The sequence below is a fragment of the Prevotella sp. E13-27 genome, from assembly GCF_023217965.1.
Taxonomy (GTDB): domain Bacteria; phylum Bacteroidota; class Bacteroidia; order Bacteroidales; family Bacteroidaceae; genus Prevotella.
In genome coordinates, this window is sequence record NZ_JALPSC010000002.1 from 875,286 (window position 1) to 897,121 (window position 21,836).

Sequence of the window (21,836 nt, forward strand, 5' to 3'; positions counted from 1 at the left end):
ACATAACATTTGTTGCAACGATAAATTTTACGTACCTTTGCATCAACAAACAACCACACTTTAAATTCAAACACAACAATGACCAAAGCGAATTTCAAAAAGGTATTGGTTTTGGGCTCAGGAGCCCTCAAAATCGGACAGGCTGGTGAATTTGACTATTCAGGCTCACAGGCGCTGAAAGCACTGCGTGAAGAAGGAATCAAGAGCGTTCTGATAAATCCGAACATCGCTACGATTCAGACTTCAGAAGGTATTGCAGACAAGGTTTATTTCCAGCCTGTAACTACTCATTTCGTTACCGAAGTTATTAAGAAGGAGCGCCCAGACGGCATATTGCTGGCATTCGGCGGACAGACTGCTCTTAACTGCGGTACAGAGCTTTATCAGAAAGGTATTCTTAAGGAGTATGGTGTTGAGGTACTGGGCACAAGTGTTGAAGCCATAATGAATACTGAAGACCGTGACTTGTTTGTTAAGAAACTTGACGAAATCAGCCTGAAGACTCCAGTAAGCCATGCAGTAGAGAACATGGACGATGCTATGAAGGCAGCACGTGAGATAGGCTTCCCAATCATGATTCGTTCAGCCTATGCACTTGGTGGTCTCGGCAGTGGTATCTGTCCAGACGAGGCAGCATTCAAGGAGCTTGCTGAGAGCGCCTTCACCTTTGCACCACAGATTCTTGTAGAAGAGTCTCTGAAAGGTTGGAAAGAGATTGAGTTCGAGTGTATCAGAGATGCTAACGACCATTGCTTCACAGTTGCATCAATGGAGAACTTCGACCCTCTGGGCATACACACTGGCGAGTCTATCGTTGTTGCTCCAACATGCTCACTTACTGAAGAGCAGGTCAAGATGCTACAAGAAATCACAATTCGCTGCGTACGCCACCTCGGCATCGTAGGCGAATGTAACATCCAGTTCGCTTTCAACGCTAAGACAAACGACTATCGCATTATAGAGATTAACGCTCGCCTTTCACGCTCATCAGCTCTCGCATCAAAGGCTACTGGCTATCCCCTCGCCTTCGTTGCAGCAAAGATTGCACTCGGATACACTCTCGACCAGATTGGTGAGATGGGCACTCCAAACTCTGCATACGTAGCTCCTTCACTCGACTACATGATTTGTAAGATTCCTCGTTGGGACCTTACAAAGTTTGCTGGAGTAAGCCGCAAGATCGGCTCTTCCATGAAATCTGTAGGCGAAATCATGAGCATTGGCCGCTCTTTCGAAGAAATGATTCAGAAAGGTCTGCGCATGATTGGACAAGGCATGCACGGTTTCGTTGGAAACGACCATACTAAATTCGACAACCTTGACGATGCTCTCGCTAACCCAACTGACCTTCGCATCTTTGCTATAGCACAGGCTCTTGAGGAGGGTTATACAGTAGAGAGAATTGAAGAACTGACAAAGATTGACGTATGGTTCCTTGAGCGTCTGAAGCGCATCGTTGACCTGAAGCATCAGCTTCAGTCATACAACAAGCTTGAAGACCTGCCCGATGAACTTCTGCTTGAGGTGAAGCGTGCCGGATTCAGCGACTTCCAGATTGCCCGCTTCGTATTGAAGCCAACTTCAGGAAACATGGAGAAGGAGAACCTGGAAGTACGTCGCTATCGCAAGCAGCGCGGAATACTGCCAAGCGTGAAGCGCATTGAGACTGTGGCTTCAGAGCATCCAGAGCTGACAAACTACCTGTACTTCACATATACACATACACCAGCATTCGGCACAGAGACTAACAAGCCTTATGTTCCCACACACGACATCAACTACTATAACAACGAGAAAGCTGTGGTAGTTCTTGGTTCAGGTGCATACCGAATCGGCTCTTCAGTAGAGTTTGACTGGTGCTCTGTAAATGCCATACAGACCGCAAGGAAACAGGGTTATAAGAGTATCATGATCAACTACAACCCTGAGACGGTTTCTACTGACTATGACATGTGTGACCGTCTGTACTTCGACGAACTGTCACTTGAGCGTGTACTCGATGTTATTGACCTTGAGTCTCCACGCGGAGTCATCGTCTCTGTGGGTGGACAGATACCTAACAACCTTGCAATGAAGCTTTATCGTCAGGGTGTTCCTGTACTTGGCACAAGCCCTGTAGATATAGACCGTGCTGAAAACCGCGACAAGTTCTCAGCTATGCTTGACAAACTTGGCATTGACCAGCCAGCATGGCGTGCGCTCACCTCTTTCGAAGACATCAAGGAGTTTGTTGACGAGGTAGGCTATCCTGTACTTGTTCGTCCAAGCTACGTACTCTCTGGTGCAGCAATGAACGTCTGCTACGATGATGAGGAACTGCATCGCTTCCTCAACATGGCTACCGAGGTATCTAAGGAATTCCCTGTCGTAGTTTCACAGTTCATGCAGGAGACAAAGGAGATTGAGTTTGACGCTGTTGCCGACAAGGGCGATGTTGTGGAATATGCTATTTCAGAGCACATTGAATATGCAGGCGTTCACTCGGGTGATGCTACAATGGTATTCCCTGCACAGCACATCTACTTCTCTACTGTTCGACAGATAAAGAAGATTGCACGCAAGATTGCTGCTGAGCTCAACATCAGTGGTCCATTCAACATCCAGTTCCTTGCAAAGAACCGTGAGGTAAAGGTTATTGAATGTAACCTTCGCGCAAGCCGCTCATTCCCATTCGTATCAAAGATTCTGAAGCGCAACTTCATTGAGACTGCCACAAAGATTATGCTTGATGTTCCATACGCTCGTCCTGACAAGAGCGAGTTCGACATTGACCGCATAGGCGTAAAGGCATCACAGTTCTCATTCGCACGTCTTCAGAATGCAGACCCAGTCCTTGGCGTGGACATGAGCTCTACAGGTGAGGTAGGCTGTCTTGGCGACGACCTCAACGAGGCTCTTCTTAACGCACTCATTGCAACAGGCTATCGTTTGCCAAAGAAGTCAGTACTCATCAGTTCAGGTGCAGCAAAAGGCAAGGTATCATTGCTTGAGCCTGCAAAGGAACTTGTAAAGAAAGGATATGAGGTTTACGCAACAGGTGGTACTGCCAAGTTCTTCAACGAGAACGGTGTGAAGGCTACAGCAGTAAGCTGGCCAGATGAGAATGGTGAGAATAACGTTATGGACATGATTGCTGCCCACAAGTTCGACCTCATCATCAACGTGCCGAAGAACCACACTAAGCGTGAATTAACTAACGGCTATCGTATTCGTCGTGGCGCTATTGACCATAACATTCCTCTTATGACCAACGTGCGTCTGGCAAAAGCATTTATCGAAGCATTCACAGCAATGTCTGAGAATGACATAAAGATAAAGAGCTGGCAGGAATACGATGCATAGAGTATTTGCTTTATCGATGAACATTAGACAACTTTTAATAAGTACAGTCATAACTCTTTTACCTGTCACCATGACAGGACAGAAAGTATCCCCCCTTGCCTATTATACAGACAAGGAGGGAACTTCTGTTGAAACGACATCAATAAACGATGGCGAAGCACCATTGAGTGTAAGTTTTCGCGCAAACCCTGAAGACATGGGTACTTGGACTCCATCATACGAATGGCATTTCAAAGTAACACGCAAAAACGAAAACAATGGCAAGCCAAAGGAATTGTTTGTTCGCTATGAGGAGAATACTGACTATACTTTCATGGAGTCTGGTACATACACCATAGTATTGAAGACGAGCCTCAAAGATGGAATAAACGAGGATCAGCTCGACTCCGTAGAAATTACAGTTGTCATATCTGAAAGCAAATTAGAGTTCCCCAATGCTTTTTCTCCTAATGGCGATGGCAAAAACGACATCTATAGGGCAAAGCCTGATTATAAAAGCATTGTATCGTTTAGGGCGATAATACTTAATCGTTGGGGACAAAAGCTCTATGAATGGGACAATCCAGCAGGAGGCTGGGATGGAAAGTACCATGGAAACGATGTAAAACAAGGTGTCTATTTTGTCTTGGTAGAGGCAAAAGGTGCCGATGGAAAAGAGTATAAAATAAAAAAGGACGTTAATCTACTAAGAGGATATATCGAAAAAAGTAATAGCTCATCAGGCAGTGGACAATGAAAGCCATGCTAAATGAAAAGCGACAGCATACATGACGAGAAATGAGTAACATTGTAGAAGAAAACAATATCAACGTCTTTGGTGCGAGAGTTCATAACTTAAAAAACATTGACGTTACTATACCACGCAACTCGCTTACCGTTATCACTGGACTCAGTGGTAGCGGCAAATCGTCATTAGCGTTCGACACAATCTTTGCTGAAGGTCAGCGAAGGTATATCGAAACATTCTCTGCCTATGCACGCAACTTCCTTGGCGGGCTGGAAAGACCTGACGTAGATAAGATTACTGGTCTGTCGCCTGTAATAAGCATTGAACAAAAGACGACAAACAAAAACCCTCGCTCGACTGTAGGAACAACAACTGAGATATATGACTATATGCGACTGCTATATGCAAGGGCAGGAAAAGCATATAGTTACAACACAGGAGAGCCTATGGTGAAATATACTGAGGAGAAAATTCTGGAAATGATTTCCGAAGATTACTCAGGAAAAAAGATTTATATACTTGCCCCACTTGTTCGCTCACGTAAGGGTCACTATCGTGAATTATTTGAAGCAATGAGACGCAAAGGTTATCTCACAATGCGTGTGGATGGAGAAATTATGGAGATAACCCGTGGCATGAAGGTTGACAGATATAAGAACCACAACATTGAAGTTGTAATAGATAAGCTGAACCTTCCTGCAACTACAGACAAAGAGAAAGCCGATTTAAATTATTCTGAACGACTGAAGAAGACCGTTCAGATTGCCATGAAGCAAGGTGAAGGTCTTATACTAATATTAGACCACGAGACAGGAGAAGTGAAATATTTCTCAAAGAGGCTGATGTGCCCTACGACAGGCATCAGCTATAACGACCCTGCGCCAAACAACTTCTCTTTCAATTCTCCACAAGGTGCTTGTCCTGTATGTAAAGGTCTTGGAAAGATTAGTGAGATTGACCTTGATAAAGTCATACCCGACAAGAAGCAAAGCATATATAACGGAGCAATCGTTCCACTCGGTAAATACAAGAACCAGCTCATCTTCTGGCAGCTCGAATCAATTCTCAGCAAATATGACTGTGATTTAAAATCACCTGTTGAGGATATTCCAGAAGAAGCCATGACAGAAATCCTGTATGGATGCTTAGAGGATGTAAGGATAGACAAGGACATCGTCCACACATCAAGCGATTATTTTGTTGCATTTGATGGAATCATTAAATATCTGCGCGACGTTCTGGAAAACGATGAGTCAGCCAGTGGCGCGAAATGGGCTGACCAGTTCATGGCTGATTGCGAGTGCCCAGAATGTCATGGGCAACGCCTTAACAAGGAAGCTCTGTCATATAAGATATGGGACAAGAACATTGCCGAACTGTCTGCAATGGACATATCAGAATTGCGTCAATGGTTAGAGCATGTTGAAGAGCATTTAGATAATCAACAAAAGCAGATTGCCTCAGAAATATTAAAGGAAATACGTACTCGAATTGACTTTCTGCTACAGGTTGGGCTCGATTATCTCTCACTCAACAGACAATCAGCGTCACTATCAGGCGGTGAGAGTCAGCGTATAAGACTTGCTACACAAATAGGATCACAGCTCGTAAACGTACTATATATTCTTGATGAGCCAAGCATTGGACTACATCAACGCGACAATGAGAGACTTATAAAGTCGCTCAAGGAACTACGCGATATCGGCAATACGGTGATTGTTGTGGAACATGACCAAGACATGATGCTTGCTGCCGACTATATTGTTGATATTGGGCCCAAAGCAGGAAGAAAGGGAGGTAATGTTGTGTTCCAAGGTACTCCTAATCAAATGCTTAAAGAGCATACTATAACTGCCGACTATCTTAATGGAAATCTGAAGATAGAAACTCCGTCTGTTAGGCGCGAAGGAAATGGTAAGTCAATAATAATACATGGGGCTTCAGGAAACAATCTGAAGCATGTGGATGTCAGTTTCCCATTAGGAAAACTAATTGTAGTTACAGGAGTGAGTGGCAGCGGGAAATCTACACTCATAAACGAAACACTACAGCCAATATTATCAAAACACTTCTATCACTCACAGAAGATGCCGATGCCTTACGACTCGATAGAAGGTATAGAAAATATTGATAAAATAGTTAATGTTGACCAGTCTCCACTTGGGCGTACACCACGCTCAAATCCAGCAACATATACTGGTGTTTTCTCTGATATACGCTCGCTGTTCGTCAACCTACCTGAAGCAAAGATTCGCGGATATAAACCAGGGCGTTTCTCATTCAATGTAAAAGGAGGACGATGTGAAACGTGTGGTGGCAATGGATACAAAACTATAGAGATGAATTTCTTGCCAGACATTCAAGTTCCATGTGAAGATTGTCATGGAAAGAGATATAATCGCGAAACACTTGAGGTAAGGTTTAAAGGCAAGTCTATTGCCGATGTTCTTGACATGACCATTAATCAGGCAGTGGAATTCTTTGAAAACACTCCCGACATTTTACGTAAGATAAAAACTCTACAAGATGTCGGACTCGGATATATAAAACTCGGACAACCATCAACAACGCTCTCAGGAGGAGAAAGCCAGCGTGTCAAACTTGCAACAGAACTGTCAAAGAAAGACACTGGAAAAACGCTATATATACTTGACGAACCAACGACAGGTCTTCACTTCGAAGATATAAACATACTTATGAAGGTGTTACAACGTCTTGTTGACAAGGGTAATACCGTAATTGTCATCGAACATAATCTTGACGTTATAAAAATGGCAGATTATATAATTGACATGGGACCTGAAGGAGGAAGGAATGGAGGATTAGTTCTCACAACGGGAACTCCTGAACATGTTGCAAACAGCGACAAGGGATATACGTCAAAATTCCTAAAAGCGGTTTTAGATAATAATACAAACAACTAACAAACTAAAATACTATTACAATGAAAAAAAACATTATTTCTTTAATTGCATTATTGCCCACCATACTTTGGGCACAGTCATTCGACTTTGACTTGACAAAGCCTCAACCCATTTACAACGACCAAGATGGATTTGGCTACGACATTCTTCCTGCACCTAACAAAAAGGCACCTGCAGAACCATTTTATTTCTCTGTAAAAGTTCCTGATGGCAACTACACAGTAAAAGTTGTGCTCGGAGGAAAGAAAAACAGTAATACAACTGTAAGAGCTGAAGGAAGAAGACTGCTTATTGACAACGTGAATACGAAGAAAGCAAAGGAAACTATTGAATACTCTTTCACCGTCAACAAGCGTTCGCCAATGATTGATAGTAAGACAAAGGTTAAAATCAAAGAACGTGAAAAGACATATCTTGCATGGGATGACAAACTTACACTTGAGTTCAATGGTGATATGCCTGCAGTAAAAAGTATTCATATTGAGAAAGCCGACGTTCCAACAATCTACTTGTGCGGAAACTCAACTGTAGTTGACCAAAACAATGAGCCTTGGGCTTCATGGGGACAGATGATTACACGTTGGTTTGGACCAGAGGTGGCTATCTCTAATCATGCAGAGAGTGGATTGACAGCACGCACTTTCATTGGTTCATACCGTCTTGATAAAATTCTAACTACACTTAAGAAAGGTGACTATGTCTTTGTCGAGTTTGGTCATAATGATGAGAAAGAGCATCGTCCAGGCGACGGAGCATGGTATCATTATCAATATCAATTAAAGATCTTTATCGATCAAGTACGTGCGAAGGGTGCTGAGATAGTCTTCTGTACTCCTACACAGCGTCGTCAGTTCAATGCAGACGGCAAAAGCATCAGAAATACCCATGGCGACTTTCCTGCTGCAATGAAGATGGTTGCAGAGAAAGAGAATGTTCCGCTTATTGATTTGAATAAAATGACAACAGATTTGTACATCGCAGTAGGACCAGAAGACTCTAAGCGCATGCTTGTTCACTATCCGAAAGAGATGTATGGCAGAGAACTTGCTGACAATACTCATTTTAACCCATTTGGAGCATACGAAGTGGCAAAATGCGTTGTTATGGGAATGAAACAACTTAATCTTCCTATTATCAAGTATCTACGCAACGATTGGGTTGACTTCAATCCTTCTGCACCTGATGATTGGAAAACATTTAAATGGGCACCTTCAAGAATTGTAGAGATAGTAAAGCCTGACGGCAACTAAAACGACAAGTCTAGCATATCCATTCTAAATGACCACTACTGTCCGGTTAAATTTCACCAAAGCGAAAGTTGGCGGTCATCTTCCGGATTTTGATTAATAATTGGTTTGTCAAAAAGTTCATTCAGCGGAGTCCTCTCAAAGAGAACTTGGCCGATGACATTAGAGAATATGTAAAGATTTTGTTCGATATGATACATCTTCAGAGCAATAATAAGCAGCAGGTAGTCACAGATGGCAATCCATATCTGTGTGAAGACTGCGTTTTGGGACGTCCCATAGAACGTCTTGATGTGCAGGTGCTGCTTGATCCATTTGAAGAACGTTTCGATAGTCCAGCGCTCTCGGTACAGTTCCGCAATGGTAATTGCTTCAAGGGTGAAGTCATTCGTCAGGAATCGATACACTACGTTCTGCGCAAAGTCCTCATAGACGACCAGACGCAACAAATCAGGGTACTTCTTGGCTGTAAAGAGACCAGTAAGACTGATGGACTCGTCAGAGATGACGCCAGTCTGCCTGTCAACCTCTCTTGCCTCGAATACGGAATATTTCATGTTGTCCTTTGCTCTGGTTACAAAGTAAGCCTTCTGCTGTTGGAAGAGACGGAACAGACGGTCAAAGTCCACATAGCCTTTATCCATCAGATAGTAAGCCCCTGCTTCTACAGGCAAGCTGTCCATAGCCTGAGTATCATGCACATTGCCAGGAGTAAGCATGATGAAGTTGGGTATGTTGTTCTTTACATCAATCAAAGTGTGCATCTTGAAAGCACCTTTGTCATGATGGAACTTCGCCCATGGACAGAGATGCAGACACAGGTTGATGGTACTGCTGTCAAAGGCATACACCATATTGTCAATTCCCAACCGATAGTATTCATCTTTATACAGGACTTTAGCCCTCTCGACAAGTACCATTGCGTAGTCCTGATAGATACGCCAGTCCTTCTTCTCGTTCATGTCGGCGAGAGTGGACTTGGGCATCACCTTCAGACCGGCATGATACAACTTGGAGTTGAAAGCAGTCAACTGAGCCTCTATGCTACGAAGGCTTGCGCTGCTGGTCAGCTGAGCATAACTCATGACAAGGAACTGGTCACGGCAAGTGAATCGTCTTGCATGAAAATCCCCTCTATATCTGTCAATACATTTCCTGAGCTCGTAGTCAGGGATGAGAGACATCAGTTGCGAGAATACAGTATTTCCGGCATTCATATCCTGTGCTATCTTATATATGAGACAGTACAAAGATAAAAAATCAAATCGGAAAATTTTTAAATCGCTGTATCTCATTGAAATTTAAACATTTAATTAACGTTCGGAAAAATTTAACCGGACACTAGTGCTAAATGACAATTGTTTAACAACAAAAACAAACGCTACGAATAGAATCATGAAAAAAATATGGCACACCATAGTACTCTCAGTAGCTTTCTGCCAACTGTCAACTAACCAAGCCTTGTCACAGTCTTGGCCTACTCCTACCGAAGAGAGTAAACCAGGCACACGTTGGTGGTGGTTAGGCTCTGCTGTAGATAAAGAGAACCTAAAGTGGAATCTTAATGAATATGCAAATCATAACATAGGTGCTGTTGAGATTACTCCATTATACGGAGTACAGGGAAATCAGAAGAACAACATTGATTTCCTGTCTGACAAGTGGTTTGAAATGCTACGTTTCACACAGGAACAATGTAAAAAGAACGGCATTGAGATTGATATGGCTACTGGTACAGGTTGGCCATTTGGAGGTCCATGGGTACCACTAAAAGAGAGTGCATGCCGTGTTATATTCGTAGAAAAGACCATTGACAAAGATGGTGTTTGGACTACCGTGAATGGCTACAAGGGATTACAGCCAGATAAAGCAAGTACAGAAGTCATTGACATTTCTCTGTCTGCGAAAGATGCGAAGAATGCTGAACTTGACAAGGTCATGCTCTATGCAGACGGTAAAGCCATAGATGTAACATCATACGTAAAGGACAACAAACTGACTGTTGATAAAAGTAATCCACTTTTTTCCAACATCTCGCCATCAAATTCAATTAAGATAATAGCAGTATATATTAAATATGGTGTGATGAAGGTTAAACGAGCTGCTCCTGGAGGAGAGGGCTTGGTTATCGATCATTTCAACCATAATGCAGTAGCTAATTACCTTCACCACATAGAAGAAGCATTTGAACGTACACATACTCCCTACCCTCATACTTTCTTCAATGATAGCTATGAGGTAAGCGAAGGAAACTGGACACCACTCCTTTTTAAAGAGTTTGAAAACAGACGTGGTTATAAACTTGAGGAACATCTTCCAGAACTAATTAGTCATGACGCTAAGATTCTATCCGACTATCGTGAGACTCTTGGAGATCTTGTCCTCGAAAATTTTACCGAACAATGGACAGCATGGGCTCACGCACATGGAGCTATAACACGCAATCAGGCTCATGGGTCACCAGCAAACCTTATAGACTGTTACGCTGCTGTTGATATACCTGAGATTGAAGGATTCGGGCTCTCAGACTTTGGGATAAAAGGACTACGACAGGATCCTGGCAAGACGAGAAAGAACGACAGCGACTTCTCAATGCTGAAATATGCCCCTTCTGCAGCACATATCACAGGCAAGCCATACACCTCAAGCGAGACCTTCACATGGCTTACTGAGCATTTTCGTACTTCGTTATCACAACTGAAGCCAGACATTGACCTAATGTTCTGTGCTGGCGTAAACCACATGTTTTTTCATGGTACATGTTATTCACCAAAGAATGACACATGGCCAGGTTGGAAATTCTATGCTTCCATAGACATGAGTCCCACAAATTCAATCTGGAGAGACGCTCCATTCTTCATGGAGTATGTTGAGCGCTGCCAGAGTTTTCTACAAATGGGTCAGCCGGATAACGATTTCTTGGTCTATCTGCCTATCAGAGACATGTGGAAACAAAAGACAGGAAAATTGCTTATGCAATTCTCTATCCATGCAATGGGTAAGCTTGCTCCAGACTTTATAAAAACAATCCTTGATATTGATAAAGCAGGCTTTGACTGCGACTATATATCGGAGAAATACATTCTATCAACGACCTATGTCAACGGTATGCTTCAAGCAGAAGCTGGAACTCGCTACAAAGGACTTATTATTCCTGGTAGCGGAGAGATGCCAGAGAATGTAAAACGTCACATAGACGAACTCATTGCAAAGGGTGCTAAGATAATTTATGGCACAGATAAGAAGGATATGGCTAAAGTAGCCAAACCAGAAGAGATGCGCACTAATTGCAGTCTTAAAACCATTCGCCGAAGCAATAATAATGGCTATCACTATTTCATTGCCAACTTATCACCAAATGATGTTCATCAGCGTGTTAAATTAGCTGTACCATATAAATCTGCTTTATGGTTCAATCCTCTCAATGGCAACATATACCAAGCAGATATCAACAGCGATGGCATAGACATATGCTTGCGAAGCGGTGAGTCAATAATACTTCAGACATTCAACGAAAGGATATTTCAGACACAAGATTCAGAGAAGAATGAAACAATTAGCCATAAAGAAATAAAACTGAATGGTCCATGGACGCTATCGTTTGTAGACGAGAAGCCTGAAGTTAATGAATCATTTAAACTGAAGAAGACACAAACATGGGAAACACTAAGTGAAAGAGCTGGTATTACCATGGGTACAGGCGTTTATTCGACTAAGTTCAAGATGACAAAGAAAGACCTCAATAATGGAAAATGGAAGATTGATCTTGGCGATGTTCGCGAAAGTGCCCGTGTCTATATTAACGACAAGTTCATCGGATGCGCTTGGGCTGTACCATTCATCCTCGAAATTAATGATGAATTAAAAGCTGGCGAAAACGCCATACGTATAGAAGTAACCAATCTTCCTGCAAATCGCATAGCCGATCTTGACCGCAAAGGAATAAAATGGCGCAAAATGGAGGAAATCAATGTTGTAGATATAAACTACAAGAAAACTCTGTACGACACCTGGGAGCCAGTACCAAGTGGACTTGCCTCTGAAGTAAGGCTATTTAACGAATAATACTTTTATAAGAAATACTAATTAAAACCACAAAAATGTCAGAATCTCACACACATCACCACCATCATCACCATAAGATGGATGGAGCAAGCAAATTCAAATGGAACAGTCTTAGAGCAATTGAACGAAAAAAGACAATTGCGAAATGGGCTTTCCGAATACTCGCAACCATTGCCATAATAATGGTTTTAGCAGTAATCATGGTATATACGATAGGATAAGCTGTTGATTTTCGCATTATACGGAAATGCAATCAACTAACTTATCTCTATCGTCAAGTACTTTGAACTTTGCTCGCATTTTATTAAGTTCGTCAATGCAGAGTGTCTTTTCCACAAGGCACTCCGCATTGCTTTTTGCGAGTTCATTACCTAAAGGATCAATAATCACACTACCACCGCAATACGAACAATTAGGGTCTTTACCCACCCTATTTGCAGCAATCACATAACATTGGTTTTCTATAGCTCTGGCTTTAGTAAGTACATCCCATGCTTGCTGACGAGAAGTCGGCCAGTTAGCGACATAGATTATTGCATCATAAGCACCTGAAATGCCAAATCTCGACCAAACTGGGAAACGTAAATCATAACATGTAAGCAGAAGGATACGAAATCCATTCCATTCGACGATAGTGTGAGACTGTCCTGCAGAGAAACTACGATGTTCACCTCCATGAGTAAACAAATGACGCTTGTCGTAATACTGTATTGTCTCTGAAGTAATAAAATAGTTACGATTATAGAATTTAGAGTCAGCTGTTTTAACTGCAAGACTACCACAAATGGCACACTTATTATCTCGAGTAAAAGATTTCATCCAGTCCAACGAAACTGAAGTTTGTTCGTTCTCCGCCATCGTCTGTGGAGTTGAAATGAATCCTGTTGACCACATTTCAGGGAGTATATATAAATCGGCTTTGGGATTCTGAGCCACCAATTTCTCGACCTTATTGATATTATCAAGTGGTTTTCCCCACTCAATATCAAACTGAACAATTGCAACTTTCATAATAATCAAAGATAGAATTCACTAGTTAGTCCACTATACCATTCGGATCTCTTGCCTGGATAATCTTCTATAACCTGTTCTGTAAAACTTGTATCTGAAGACGGATGCTTTCTAAATGCCATAAGCACGCGCTTTGGTTGTTTATGAGGTAATGTTTTCACTAAACACTCCCTAATTTTGAAGAAACCAACAACCACCGCTTCAGCATCAATTTTCGACTTGCTCTCCATCGATATAATGATTGAGAATTCTCCATCATCACTAAGAAGTCGCCAAGCATTTCTGAACAACGAACTGAAACTAAGCGTGTCTGTATGCCGCGCTGTATTCCGTTGTTTATCAGGACATTTTAGGGAGGCATCAAAATATGGAGGATTAGATACAATGGAATCAAATTGTCCTATAGTTTCTTCTACACTCTGTAGTCGAACCTCTATTCTATGTTCACTTCCATTATTTCCAATAAAAGGTGAATCTTCAACATTTGCCTTTGCCTGTTTTATTGCTCCCTCGTCAATGTCAATACCTAATACTTTGGCAGATGGATAACGTTGAGCCATCATGAGCGCTATAATGCCTGTCCCTGTGCCTATATCAAGCACATGATTCCCTCCACGCGCCCAAGCGCCTAAGAGAGTACCGTCAGTTCCAACCTTCATCGCACATAATGATTGATGAATAGTAAAACGCTTAAACTGGAAATAATCTTTTGCCATAAAACATTGCAAAGATAATAATTAATTTTATATTTTTTCCAAAATGAGAATAATTTCGTGACTTTGTATTTTTCGATATTACTTTTTGTTATGAAATCAAAAGAAAAAGAGTTTTCTTTTTTATTTCTCTCACTTATTTAGTAACTTTGCACCCAATTATGCATATAGAATTTGAAATGAGTGATAATCAGAATAACAAAGCCTTCTCGATGATAGCTGATATAGAAGGTGATTTCAAGGATTTGGTCGAAATAGACATACCCAATGAGCTACCCATTCTTCCTGTTAGGAACCTGGTGTTGTTCCCTGGTGTTGTCGCACCTATCCTTATTGGTAGAGAGTCAAGTTTGAATCTCATTAAGCGCGCTGAGAAGAAAGGATTGATAATAGGCATAGTATGTCAACGCGACCCTGAGATTGAAATTCCGACAATAGACGATTTATACAAATACGGTGTATATGCCAAGATTATTAAGCAGTTGACCCTACCCAACGGAAATGTAACAGCCATTGTGCAAGGTTTCGGTCGTCTTGAACTTCTTGACATAATATCTACTAACCCATATTTGAAAGGCTCAGTTGTGCAGTCGCCAGAGATTCATCCTGAAAAGAATGATAGAGAATGGATAACTGCTGTTGATGATTTACGCCACATAGCTGACCAATATATAACTGCTGCCGACGATATACCTGACGAGGCAACATTCGCCATTCATAACATTCAAAACAATGAAATGGCGCTGAACTTCGTATGCTCTAATATGCCTTTCACCATTAAGGAAAAGATGAAACTCTTGAGTTGCGATAGCATCAAGGAGCGTCTATTCAGTACGATGAAGGCTATCAACAGAGAGATTAATCTCCAGAACCTGAAAGCAGACATTCGTAATAAAACTCGCGAAGACATAGACGAGCAACAGAAGAACTATTTCCTTCAGCAGCAAATAAAGAATCTTCAGGCAGAGATGGGCAATGAAACAACGCCTGAAAAAGCTGAACTGCTGAAGAAAGCTGCTACCAAGAAATGGTCAAAGGAGATTAACGATGTCTTTATGAAGGAACTCAACAAACTTGACAATGTTCCTTCTCAGTCACCAGACTTCAACGTACAGCTGAACTACCTTCAGACATTCGTATCACTACCATGGAATGAATATACCAAAGACGATCTGAACCTCATGCGTGCCCAAAAGATTCTTGACAAAGAACACTATGGTATGGAGAAGGTGAAAGAACGCATATTGGAATATATTGCAGTACTTTCTCTGCGTGGTGACATGAAGAGTCCTATTCTTTGTCTTTACGGTCCTCCAGGAGTTGGTAAAACATCGCTTGGAAAGTCTATTGCTGAAGCATTGAAGCGTAAATATGTAAGAATGTCGCTTGGCGGACTGCATGACGAAGCTGAGATACGCGGACACCGTCGTACATATATTGGTGCTATGCCTGGACGTATAATTAAAAACATACAAAAGGCAGGCTCAAGCAACCCTGTTTTTATTCTTGATGAGATTGACAAGGTGACCCAGAATACTGTAAATGGTGATCCTGCTTCTGCCCTGCTCGAAGTTCTTGACCCTGAGCAAAACACAGCTTTCCACGACAACTATCTTGACGTGGACTATGACCTGTCAAAAGTACTCTTCATTGCCACAGCTAACAACATTGGCTCTATACCTCGTCCATTACTCGACAGAATGGAAATTATTGAGGTAAGTGGTTATATCACTGAAGAGAAAATCGAGATAGCCAAACGTCATCTCATACCAAGAGAGATGGAGAACACAGGACTTAACTTGCAAAAGCCAAAGCCAACGTTCAACAAATCGGCAATAGAGCAAATTATCGAGCATTACACACGCGAAAGCGGTGTTCGCCAGCTTGAAAAGCAGATAAACAAAGCACTCCGCAAATTGGCATTCAACCAAAAGATGAACCTTCTTGAGGATGTCAAAGACCCGATGAAGATAACAGAAGACAAGCTTGCAGGCCTTTTGGGAAATCCTCCATTCAATCGTGACATCTATCAAGGCAACAAATATGCAGGTGTTGTTACTGGATTAGCTTGGACTAGCGTTGGTGGCGAAATACTATTTATAGAAACATCACTAAGTAAAGGTAAAGGTTCTAAGCTGACACTTACAGGCAATCTTGGTGATGTTATGAAAGAAAGTGCAGTTCTGGCCTTGGAATACGTAAAGGCACATGCTGACCATCTTAACATCGATTACAGGATATTTGACAACTACAATATCCACATACATGTTCCTGAGGGTGCCACCCCTAAAGACGGTCCTTCAGCAGGTATAACCATAGCCACAAGCATTGCCTCTGCACTTACACAACGCAAAGTGAGGAAGAACACCGCCATGACAGGTGAGATAACCCTTCGCGGAAAAGTACTTCCTGTTGGAGGTATTAAGGAAAAAATACTTGCTGCTAAACGTGCAGGCATTACAGATATTATAATGTGTAATGAAAACGAAAAGGACATAAACGACATTCCTGAGATTTACCTTAAAGGAGTTTCGTTCCACTACGTGGAGAATGTTCAGGATGTGTGGGATTTTGCCCTTACAGATGAATTCGTAGAGAATCGCATGAACTTTGAAATTGAAGAAAAAGAGCCAACGAAATGACATTTGAACTCCAACATACAGACTCAGCCAGCGATGCGCGTACTGGTATTATAACAACTGACCACGGACAAATAAAGACTCCAATCTTTATGCCTGTGGGCACGTGTGGTAGTGTGAAAGGAGTTCACTTCGAGGAATTACGACAACAAGTGAAAGCCCAGATTATACTTGGTAACACCTATCATTTGTACCTTCGCCCTGGACTTGACACGATAAAGAAAGCTGGTGGTCTTCACCGTTTCAATACATGGGACCGTCCGATACTAACTGACTCAGGCGGTTTTCAGGTCTTTTCACTTACGGGAATACGTAAACTCCGCGAGGAAGGATGTGAGTTTCGAAGCCACATTGATGGTTCTAAGCACATTTTCACACCTGAGAACGTAATGGATACTGAACGAATAATCGGTGCTGACATAATGATGGCATTCGATGAATGTCCTCCTGGTCAGAGTGATTATCAGTATGCAAAGGACTCTCTCGCGCTGACTCAACGCTGGCTTGATCGCTGTATAAAACGCTTCAACGAGACAGAGCCACTTTATGGACACCATCAGGCTCTCTTCCCTATCGTTCAGGGATGCACATATAAAGATTTGCGTCGTGAAGCTGCAAAATTTGTTGCTGACAAAGGTGCTGAAGGAAATGCCATTGGTGGTCTTGCTGTTGGTGAACCTACAGAAGTTATGTATGAAATGATTGAGGTAGTGAACGAGATTCTTCCAAAGGATCGTCCCCGTTACCTCATGGGTGTCGGAACGCCTCAAAACATTCTCGAAGCCATTGAGAGAGGTGTTGATATGTTCGATTGCGTTATGCCTACAAGAAATGGACGCAATGCCATGCTATTCACTTATCATGGAACTATGAACATGCGTAACAAGAAGTGGGAACAAGACTTCTCTCCTATCGATCCAGAAGGTTGCGACATTGACCGTCTGCACACTAAGGCATATCTTCATCATTTGTTCAAAGCCCAGGAACTTCTTGCTTTGCAGATAGCATCCATTCATAATCTGGCATTCTATCTGCGACTTGTAAGTGATGCGCGTGAACATATTGAAAATGGCGACTTCGTCGTATGGAAGAAAAAGGTGATAGAAGACCTCGAACGAAGACTTTAATTGTCAGAAAATAGCAATAGAGAGTAACAGAAAGATGCTACAATGAAAGAAATAGCGCAAAGGATATTATCAATAATAAAAGGTGTTAAGTGGAATGATGCCAATTTCCTTAAACACATAAAGCTTCTTGATTGGTATATCATCAAGAAGTTTATTGGCACATATTTCTATGCCATTGCCCTTATTATATCAATATCCATCGTTTTCGATTTCAATGAGCACATGTCAAAGTTTGCCACTAACCATGCACCTTGGCAGGCAATCGTGTTTGACTATTATGCAAACTTTATACCCTATTTCGCAAATCTATTCTCTCCCCTGTTTGTATTTATTGCTGTAATCTTCTTTACTTCGAAACTTGCAGGCAACTCCGAAATAATTGCTATGCTCGCATGCGGTACCAGTTTTCGAAGATTGATACGTCCATACATGATATCAGCAGCAATTATTGCGTTATTAAACTACTACTTGGGAGCTTATGTTATACCTCATGGAAACATAATACGTCAGAACTTTGAAGTGCTCTATAAAAACAACACAAAGAATACTACTGCTCAGAATGTTCAGCTTCAAGTAGCACCAGGAGTAATTGCCTACATACAGACTTATGACAACATAACCAAACGAGGTTATGGATTCTCACTCGACAAGTTTGAAGACAAGAAGCTGATAAGCCACATGACAGCTAGTACTATTCAGTACGACACAATAGCTGAGGAACACAACCATTGGCGTGCGATAAACTATAAGATACGCACTTTAAAGGGATTGCGTGAGCATATTGAGTCTGGCTATGATTTGGATACACTTATAATGATGGAACCAATGGACCTTGTATTCTCCAAAGGCCAGCAGGAAACATTCACATCACCAGAACTATTGCGTTACATATCCAAGCAGAAGGACCGTGGCTCATCCAATGTGGTACAATATGAGGTTGAATATCATAAGCGTATAGCTACTTCGTTTGCATCATTTATTCTTACTATAATCGGAGCATCGCTGTCTTCAAGAAAGCGCAAAGGAGGCATGGGAGTATATTTAGGAATAGGACTTGCACTTTCATTCACTTATATTCTTCTACAGACCGTTAGTGCCACTTTTGCAATAAATGCAGGAACTCCATCAATGCTGGCAGCATGGATACCAAACATACTCTATGCTTTCATCGCTTATTTCTGTTATAGGCAAGCACCAAATTAATTATCGATTGACTATCAAATGACGTTTGAAGAAACATATTTAAATGACAACATTCTCGATGCACTCTATGATATGCATTTCGAGGACATGACACCTATTCAGGAAAAATGTATACCAGAGATTCTTGATGGTCAGGATGTTTTAGGCATAGCGCAGACAGGCACGGGAAAGACAGCAGCTTATCTTTTACCCATACTATCATTGCTCGACGATGGCGGATTTCCTGAAGATGCAATAAACTGTGTGATAATGTCTCCTACTCGTGAGCTTGCACAGCAGATTGACCATGCGATGGAAGGATTCAGCTATTATCTTGACAATGTCTCATCCATTGCTGTTTATGGTGGTAATGATGGGTCTCGCTTTGATCAAGAGCTGAAAAGCCTGCGTCGCGGTGCGCCAGTAGTTATCGCTACCCCTGGACGCCTGCTCAGCCACATGAAGGTGGGAAATCTGGACCTCTCACGCACATCTTTCTTCGTACTTGATGAAGCCGACCGCATGCTTGACATGGGATTTTCTGATGACATAATGCAGATAAACAAACTGCTTCCAAAGGAATGTCAGAAAATTATGTTCTCTGCCACTATGCCTGCAAAGATACGTGAATTGGCAATAACACTACTACATGATCCAGTAGAAGTAAAGATTGCCGTCAGCCGTCCTGCAGAAAAGATTCACCAATCAGCCTACGTCTGCTATGACCCTCAAAAGATTGGTATCATACAGCACCTGTTCAGCAACGGAGACTTAAAAAGAGTCATCATTTTCTGTGGCAAGAAAGAACGAGTAAAGGAGATTACTCGAGAACTAAAGCGAAAAAACATAAACTGTGCAGCCATGCACTCTGACCTTAGTCAGGCGGAACGCGATACAGTTATGTATGATTTCAAAGGTGGCCGTACTGATGTCTTGGTGGCAACAGACATCGTGGCACGCGGTATAGACATCGATGACATTCGTTTGGTAATCAACTATGATGTTCCACACGACTCTGAAGATTACGTACACCGAATTGGTCGTACGGCACGCGCTGATCGCGATGGTGAGGCCATCACGTTCATTAACGAGAAAGACATAAGCCGCTTCATGCAGATAGAGCATTTCCTACAAAAGGACATTGAAAAGAATCCTCTTCCTAAAGGTCTCGGCGATGGTCCAGAGTATATTGGACGCAGCGGAAGAAAGCCTGGTAATGGTGGAAGAAGACACTCTCACAGGTCTTTTAGCAAAAAAAATGGTAAAAGTAAGCAAAAAAATAGTAGAAGTTCAAAATAAATACGTACATTTGCAACAGTATTTATAAGAACTTATTTCTAAAACAAACAAAATCATGTTGAAACCACTAAACAAACACTTCGCTCCTAAGAGCGTGATGCCCGAAAAAGTCATCCAGTTTGGCGAGGGCAACTTCCTTCGTGCATTTGTAGATTGGATTATCTGGAACATGGACCAGAAGACAAATTTCAATGGTTCAGTTGTAGTTGTTCAGCCACTTAACGGAGGTATGGTTGATTGGCTCAATGGTCAGGACTGTCTCTACCACGTTAACCTGCAGGGACGCGAAAATGGTAAGCCTGTAAACACTCTTGAGCGCATCGACGTTATCAGCCGCTGTCTCAACCCTTACGCACAGTTTGATGCTTATCTCGCACTTGCTGAGCAGCCTGAGATTCGTTTTGTAATATCTAATACTACTGAGGCTGGTATCGCTTTCGATCCTAATTGCAAACTCGAGGATAAGCCTGCATCAAGCTACCCAGGCAAGCTCGTACAGCTGCTCTATCATCGTTATCAGGCTTTCAATGGCGACCCAACTAAGGGACTTATCATATTCCCATGTGAGCTGATTTTCCTCAATGGTCACGTATTGAAGGACTGCATCCGCAAGTATATTGACCTGTGGCAGTTGCCCGATGGCTTCCGTCAGTGGTTCGAGGAATCTTGTGGCGTTTATGCAACACTCGTTGACCGCATCGTTCCAGGTTTCCCACGCAAGGAGATTGCACAGATTCAGGAAAAGATTGGCTATCGCGACAATCTCGTTGTTCAAGCCGAGAACTTCCATCTTTGGGTTATCGAAGCTCCAAAGGAGGTTGCACAGGAGTTCCCAGCAGACAAGGCAGGACTGCATGTTCTGTTCGTTCCATCAGAGGAGCCTTACCACAAGCGCAAGGTTACCCTGCTCAATGGTCCTCACACCGTTCTTTCTCCTGTTGCATTCCTTAGCGGAGTAAATATCGTTCGCGATGCATGCAACCACGAGGTTATTGGTAAATACATACACAAAGTTCAGTTTGATGAGCTCATGCAAACCCTCGACCTCCCAATGGAGGAGCTTGAGAAGTTTGCAGGTGACGTTCTTGAGCGTTTCGACAACCCATTTGTTGATCATCAGGTAACAAGCATCATGCTTAACTCGTTCCCCAAGTTTCAGGCTCGCGACCTTCCAGGCGTAAAGACATTCCTAGAGCGCAGAGGCGAACTGCCAAAGGGACTCGTATTCGGTCTTGCTGCTATCATTACCTACTACAAGGGTGGCAAGCGTGAGGATGGCGTAGAGATTACTCCAAACGACGATCCAAAGATTATCGAACTGCTTCAACAGCTTTGGGCTACTGGTGACACTCAGAAGGTTGCAGACGGTGTTCTTGCTGCAGAGTTCATCTGGCATGAGAACCTCAACAATGTTGAAGGTCTGAATGCTATGGTTAAGCAGTTCCTTGACCTCATCCAGCAGAAGGGTATGCTCGAGGCTGTTAAGACTATTCTCTAAAAGCATTGAGTATCTTTCAATAAAGATTTAATCGTGACCTCACATGAGTATTCTGTCATGTG

General features: G+C 42.3%; 12 protein-coding genes and 1 pseudogene. 10 read left to right on the plus strand and 3 right to left on the minus strand.

Translation table 11 applies throughout. The annotated features are described in order from the left end of the window. The first annotated feature begins 78 nt into the window (after nucleotides 1-78). The 4 genes from carB to M1L52_RS12650 all read left to right on the plus strand — a co-directional run bounded on the left by carB (nucleotide 79) and on the right by M1L52_RS12650 (nucleotide 8,243). Nucleotides 79-3,342 (plus strand): carbamoyl-phosphate synthase (glutamine-hydrolyzing) large subunit, encoded by a 3,264-nt coding sequence (gene carB / locus M1L52_RS12635; protein ID WP_248615404.1) that lies wholly within the window; start codon nucleotides 79-81, stop codon nucleotides 3,340-3,342. Between the two features lie 70 nt (nucleotides 3,343-3,412). Next, on the plus strand, nucleotides 3,413-4,078 hold the full coding sequence (locus tag M1L52_RS12640) for a gliding motility-associated C-terminal domain-containing protein (RefSeq protein ID WP_248615406.1): 666 nt from the start codon (nucleotides 3,413-3,415) through the stop codon (nucleotides 4,076-4,078). A gap of 41 nt (nucleotides 4,079-4,119) precedes the next feature. Next, nucleotides 4,120-6,993, plus strand: a complete 2,874-nt coding sequence (uvrA, locus tag M1L52_RS12645) for an excinuclease ABC subunit UvrA (RefSeq protein ID WP_248615407.1) — start codon at nucleotides 4,120-4,122, stop codon at nucleotides 6,991-6,993. A 20-nt stretch (nucleotides 6,994-7,013) separates the two neighbouring features. Next, entirely contained in the window at nucleotides 7,014-8,243 is a 1,230-nt protein-coding gene (locus M1L52_RS12650) for a rhamnogalacturonan acetylesterase (protein ID WP_248615408.1), read from the plus strand. 53 nt (nucleotides 8,244-8,296) lie between these two features. Here the strand turns inward: M1L52_RS12650 and M1L52_RS12655 are convergent, their stop codons facing one another. Further along, nucleotides 8,297-9,457: an IS4 family transposase gene (locus tag M1L52_RS12655; RefSeq protein ID WP_317231464.1), complete on the minus strand. Its 1,161-nt coding sequence runs from the start codon at nucleotides 9,455-9,457 to the stop codon at nucleotides 8,297-8,299. A 178-nt stretch (nucleotides 9,458-9,635) separates the two neighbouring features. Between M1L52_RS12655 and M1L52_RS12660 the strand changes: the two genes are divergently transcribed. Beyond that, entirely contained in the window at nucleotides 9,636-12,305 is a 2,670-nt protein-coding gene (locus M1L52_RS12660) for a glycosyl hydrolase (protein WP_248615409.1), read from the plus strand. A gap of 237 nt (nucleotides 12,306-12,542) precedes the next feature. Here M1L52_RS12660 and M1L52_RS12665 read toward each other — a convergent pair whose 3' ends face one another. Continuing rightward, nucleotides 12,543-13,316, minus strand: a complete 774-nt coding sequence (locus M1L52_RS12665; protein ID WP_248615411.1) for a nitrilase-related carbon-nitrogen hydrolase — start codon at nucleotides 13,314-13,316, stop codon at nucleotides 12,543-12,545. A 5-nt stretch (nucleotides 13,317-13,321) separates the two neighbouring features. Further along, nucleotides 13,322-14,032, minus strand: coding sequence for a tRNA1(Val) (adenine(37)-N6)-methyltransferase (locus tag M1L52_RS12670; protein WP_248615413.1), 711 nt, complete (start codon nucleotides 14,030-14,032; stop codon nucleotides 13,322-13,324). Nucleotides 14,033-14,190: 158 nt separating this feature from the next. On the opposite strand from M1L52_RS12670, the gene lon reads away from it, so the two are divergent. The 5 genes and pseudogenes from lon (at nucleotide 14,191) to M1L52_RS12695 (ending at nucleotide 21,774) form a co-directional block, all read left to right on the plus strand. Beyond that, nucleotides 14,191-16,671, plus strand: coding sequence for an endopeptidase La (gene lon / locus M1L52_RS12675; RefSeq protein WP_248615414.1), 2,481 nt, complete (start codon nucleotides 14,191-14,193; stop codon nucleotides 16,669-16,671). Further along, entirely contained in the window at nucleotides 16,668-17,795 is a 1,128-nt protein-coding gene (tgt, locus tag M1L52_RS12680) for a tRNA guanosine(34) transglycosylase Tgt (protein WP_248615415.1), read from the plus strand. The genes lon and tgt overlap by 4 nt, the downstream gene beginning before the upstream one ends. Nucleotides 17,796-17,837: 42 nt before the next feature. Next, nucleotides 17,838-18,998 (plus strand): LptF/LptG family permease, encoded by a 1,161-nt coding sequence (locus tag M1L52_RS12685; protein WP_248615416.1) that lies wholly within the window; start codon nucleotides 17,838-17,840, stop codon nucleotides 18,996-18,998. Between the two features lie 18 nt (nucleotides 18,999-19,016). After that, nucleotides 19,017-20,168 (plus strand): annotated as a pseudogene (locus M1L52_RS12690) (DEAD/DEAH box helicase); the annotation flags it as partial. A gap of 166 nt (nucleotides 20,169-20,334) precedes the next feature. Beyond that, entirely contained in the window at nucleotides 20,335-21,774 is a 1,440-nt protein-coding gene (locus tag M1L52_RS12695; RefSeq protein ID WP_248616083.1) for a tagaturonate reductase, read from the plus strand. The last annotated feature ends 62 nt before the right edge of the window (nucleotides 21,775-21,836 follow it).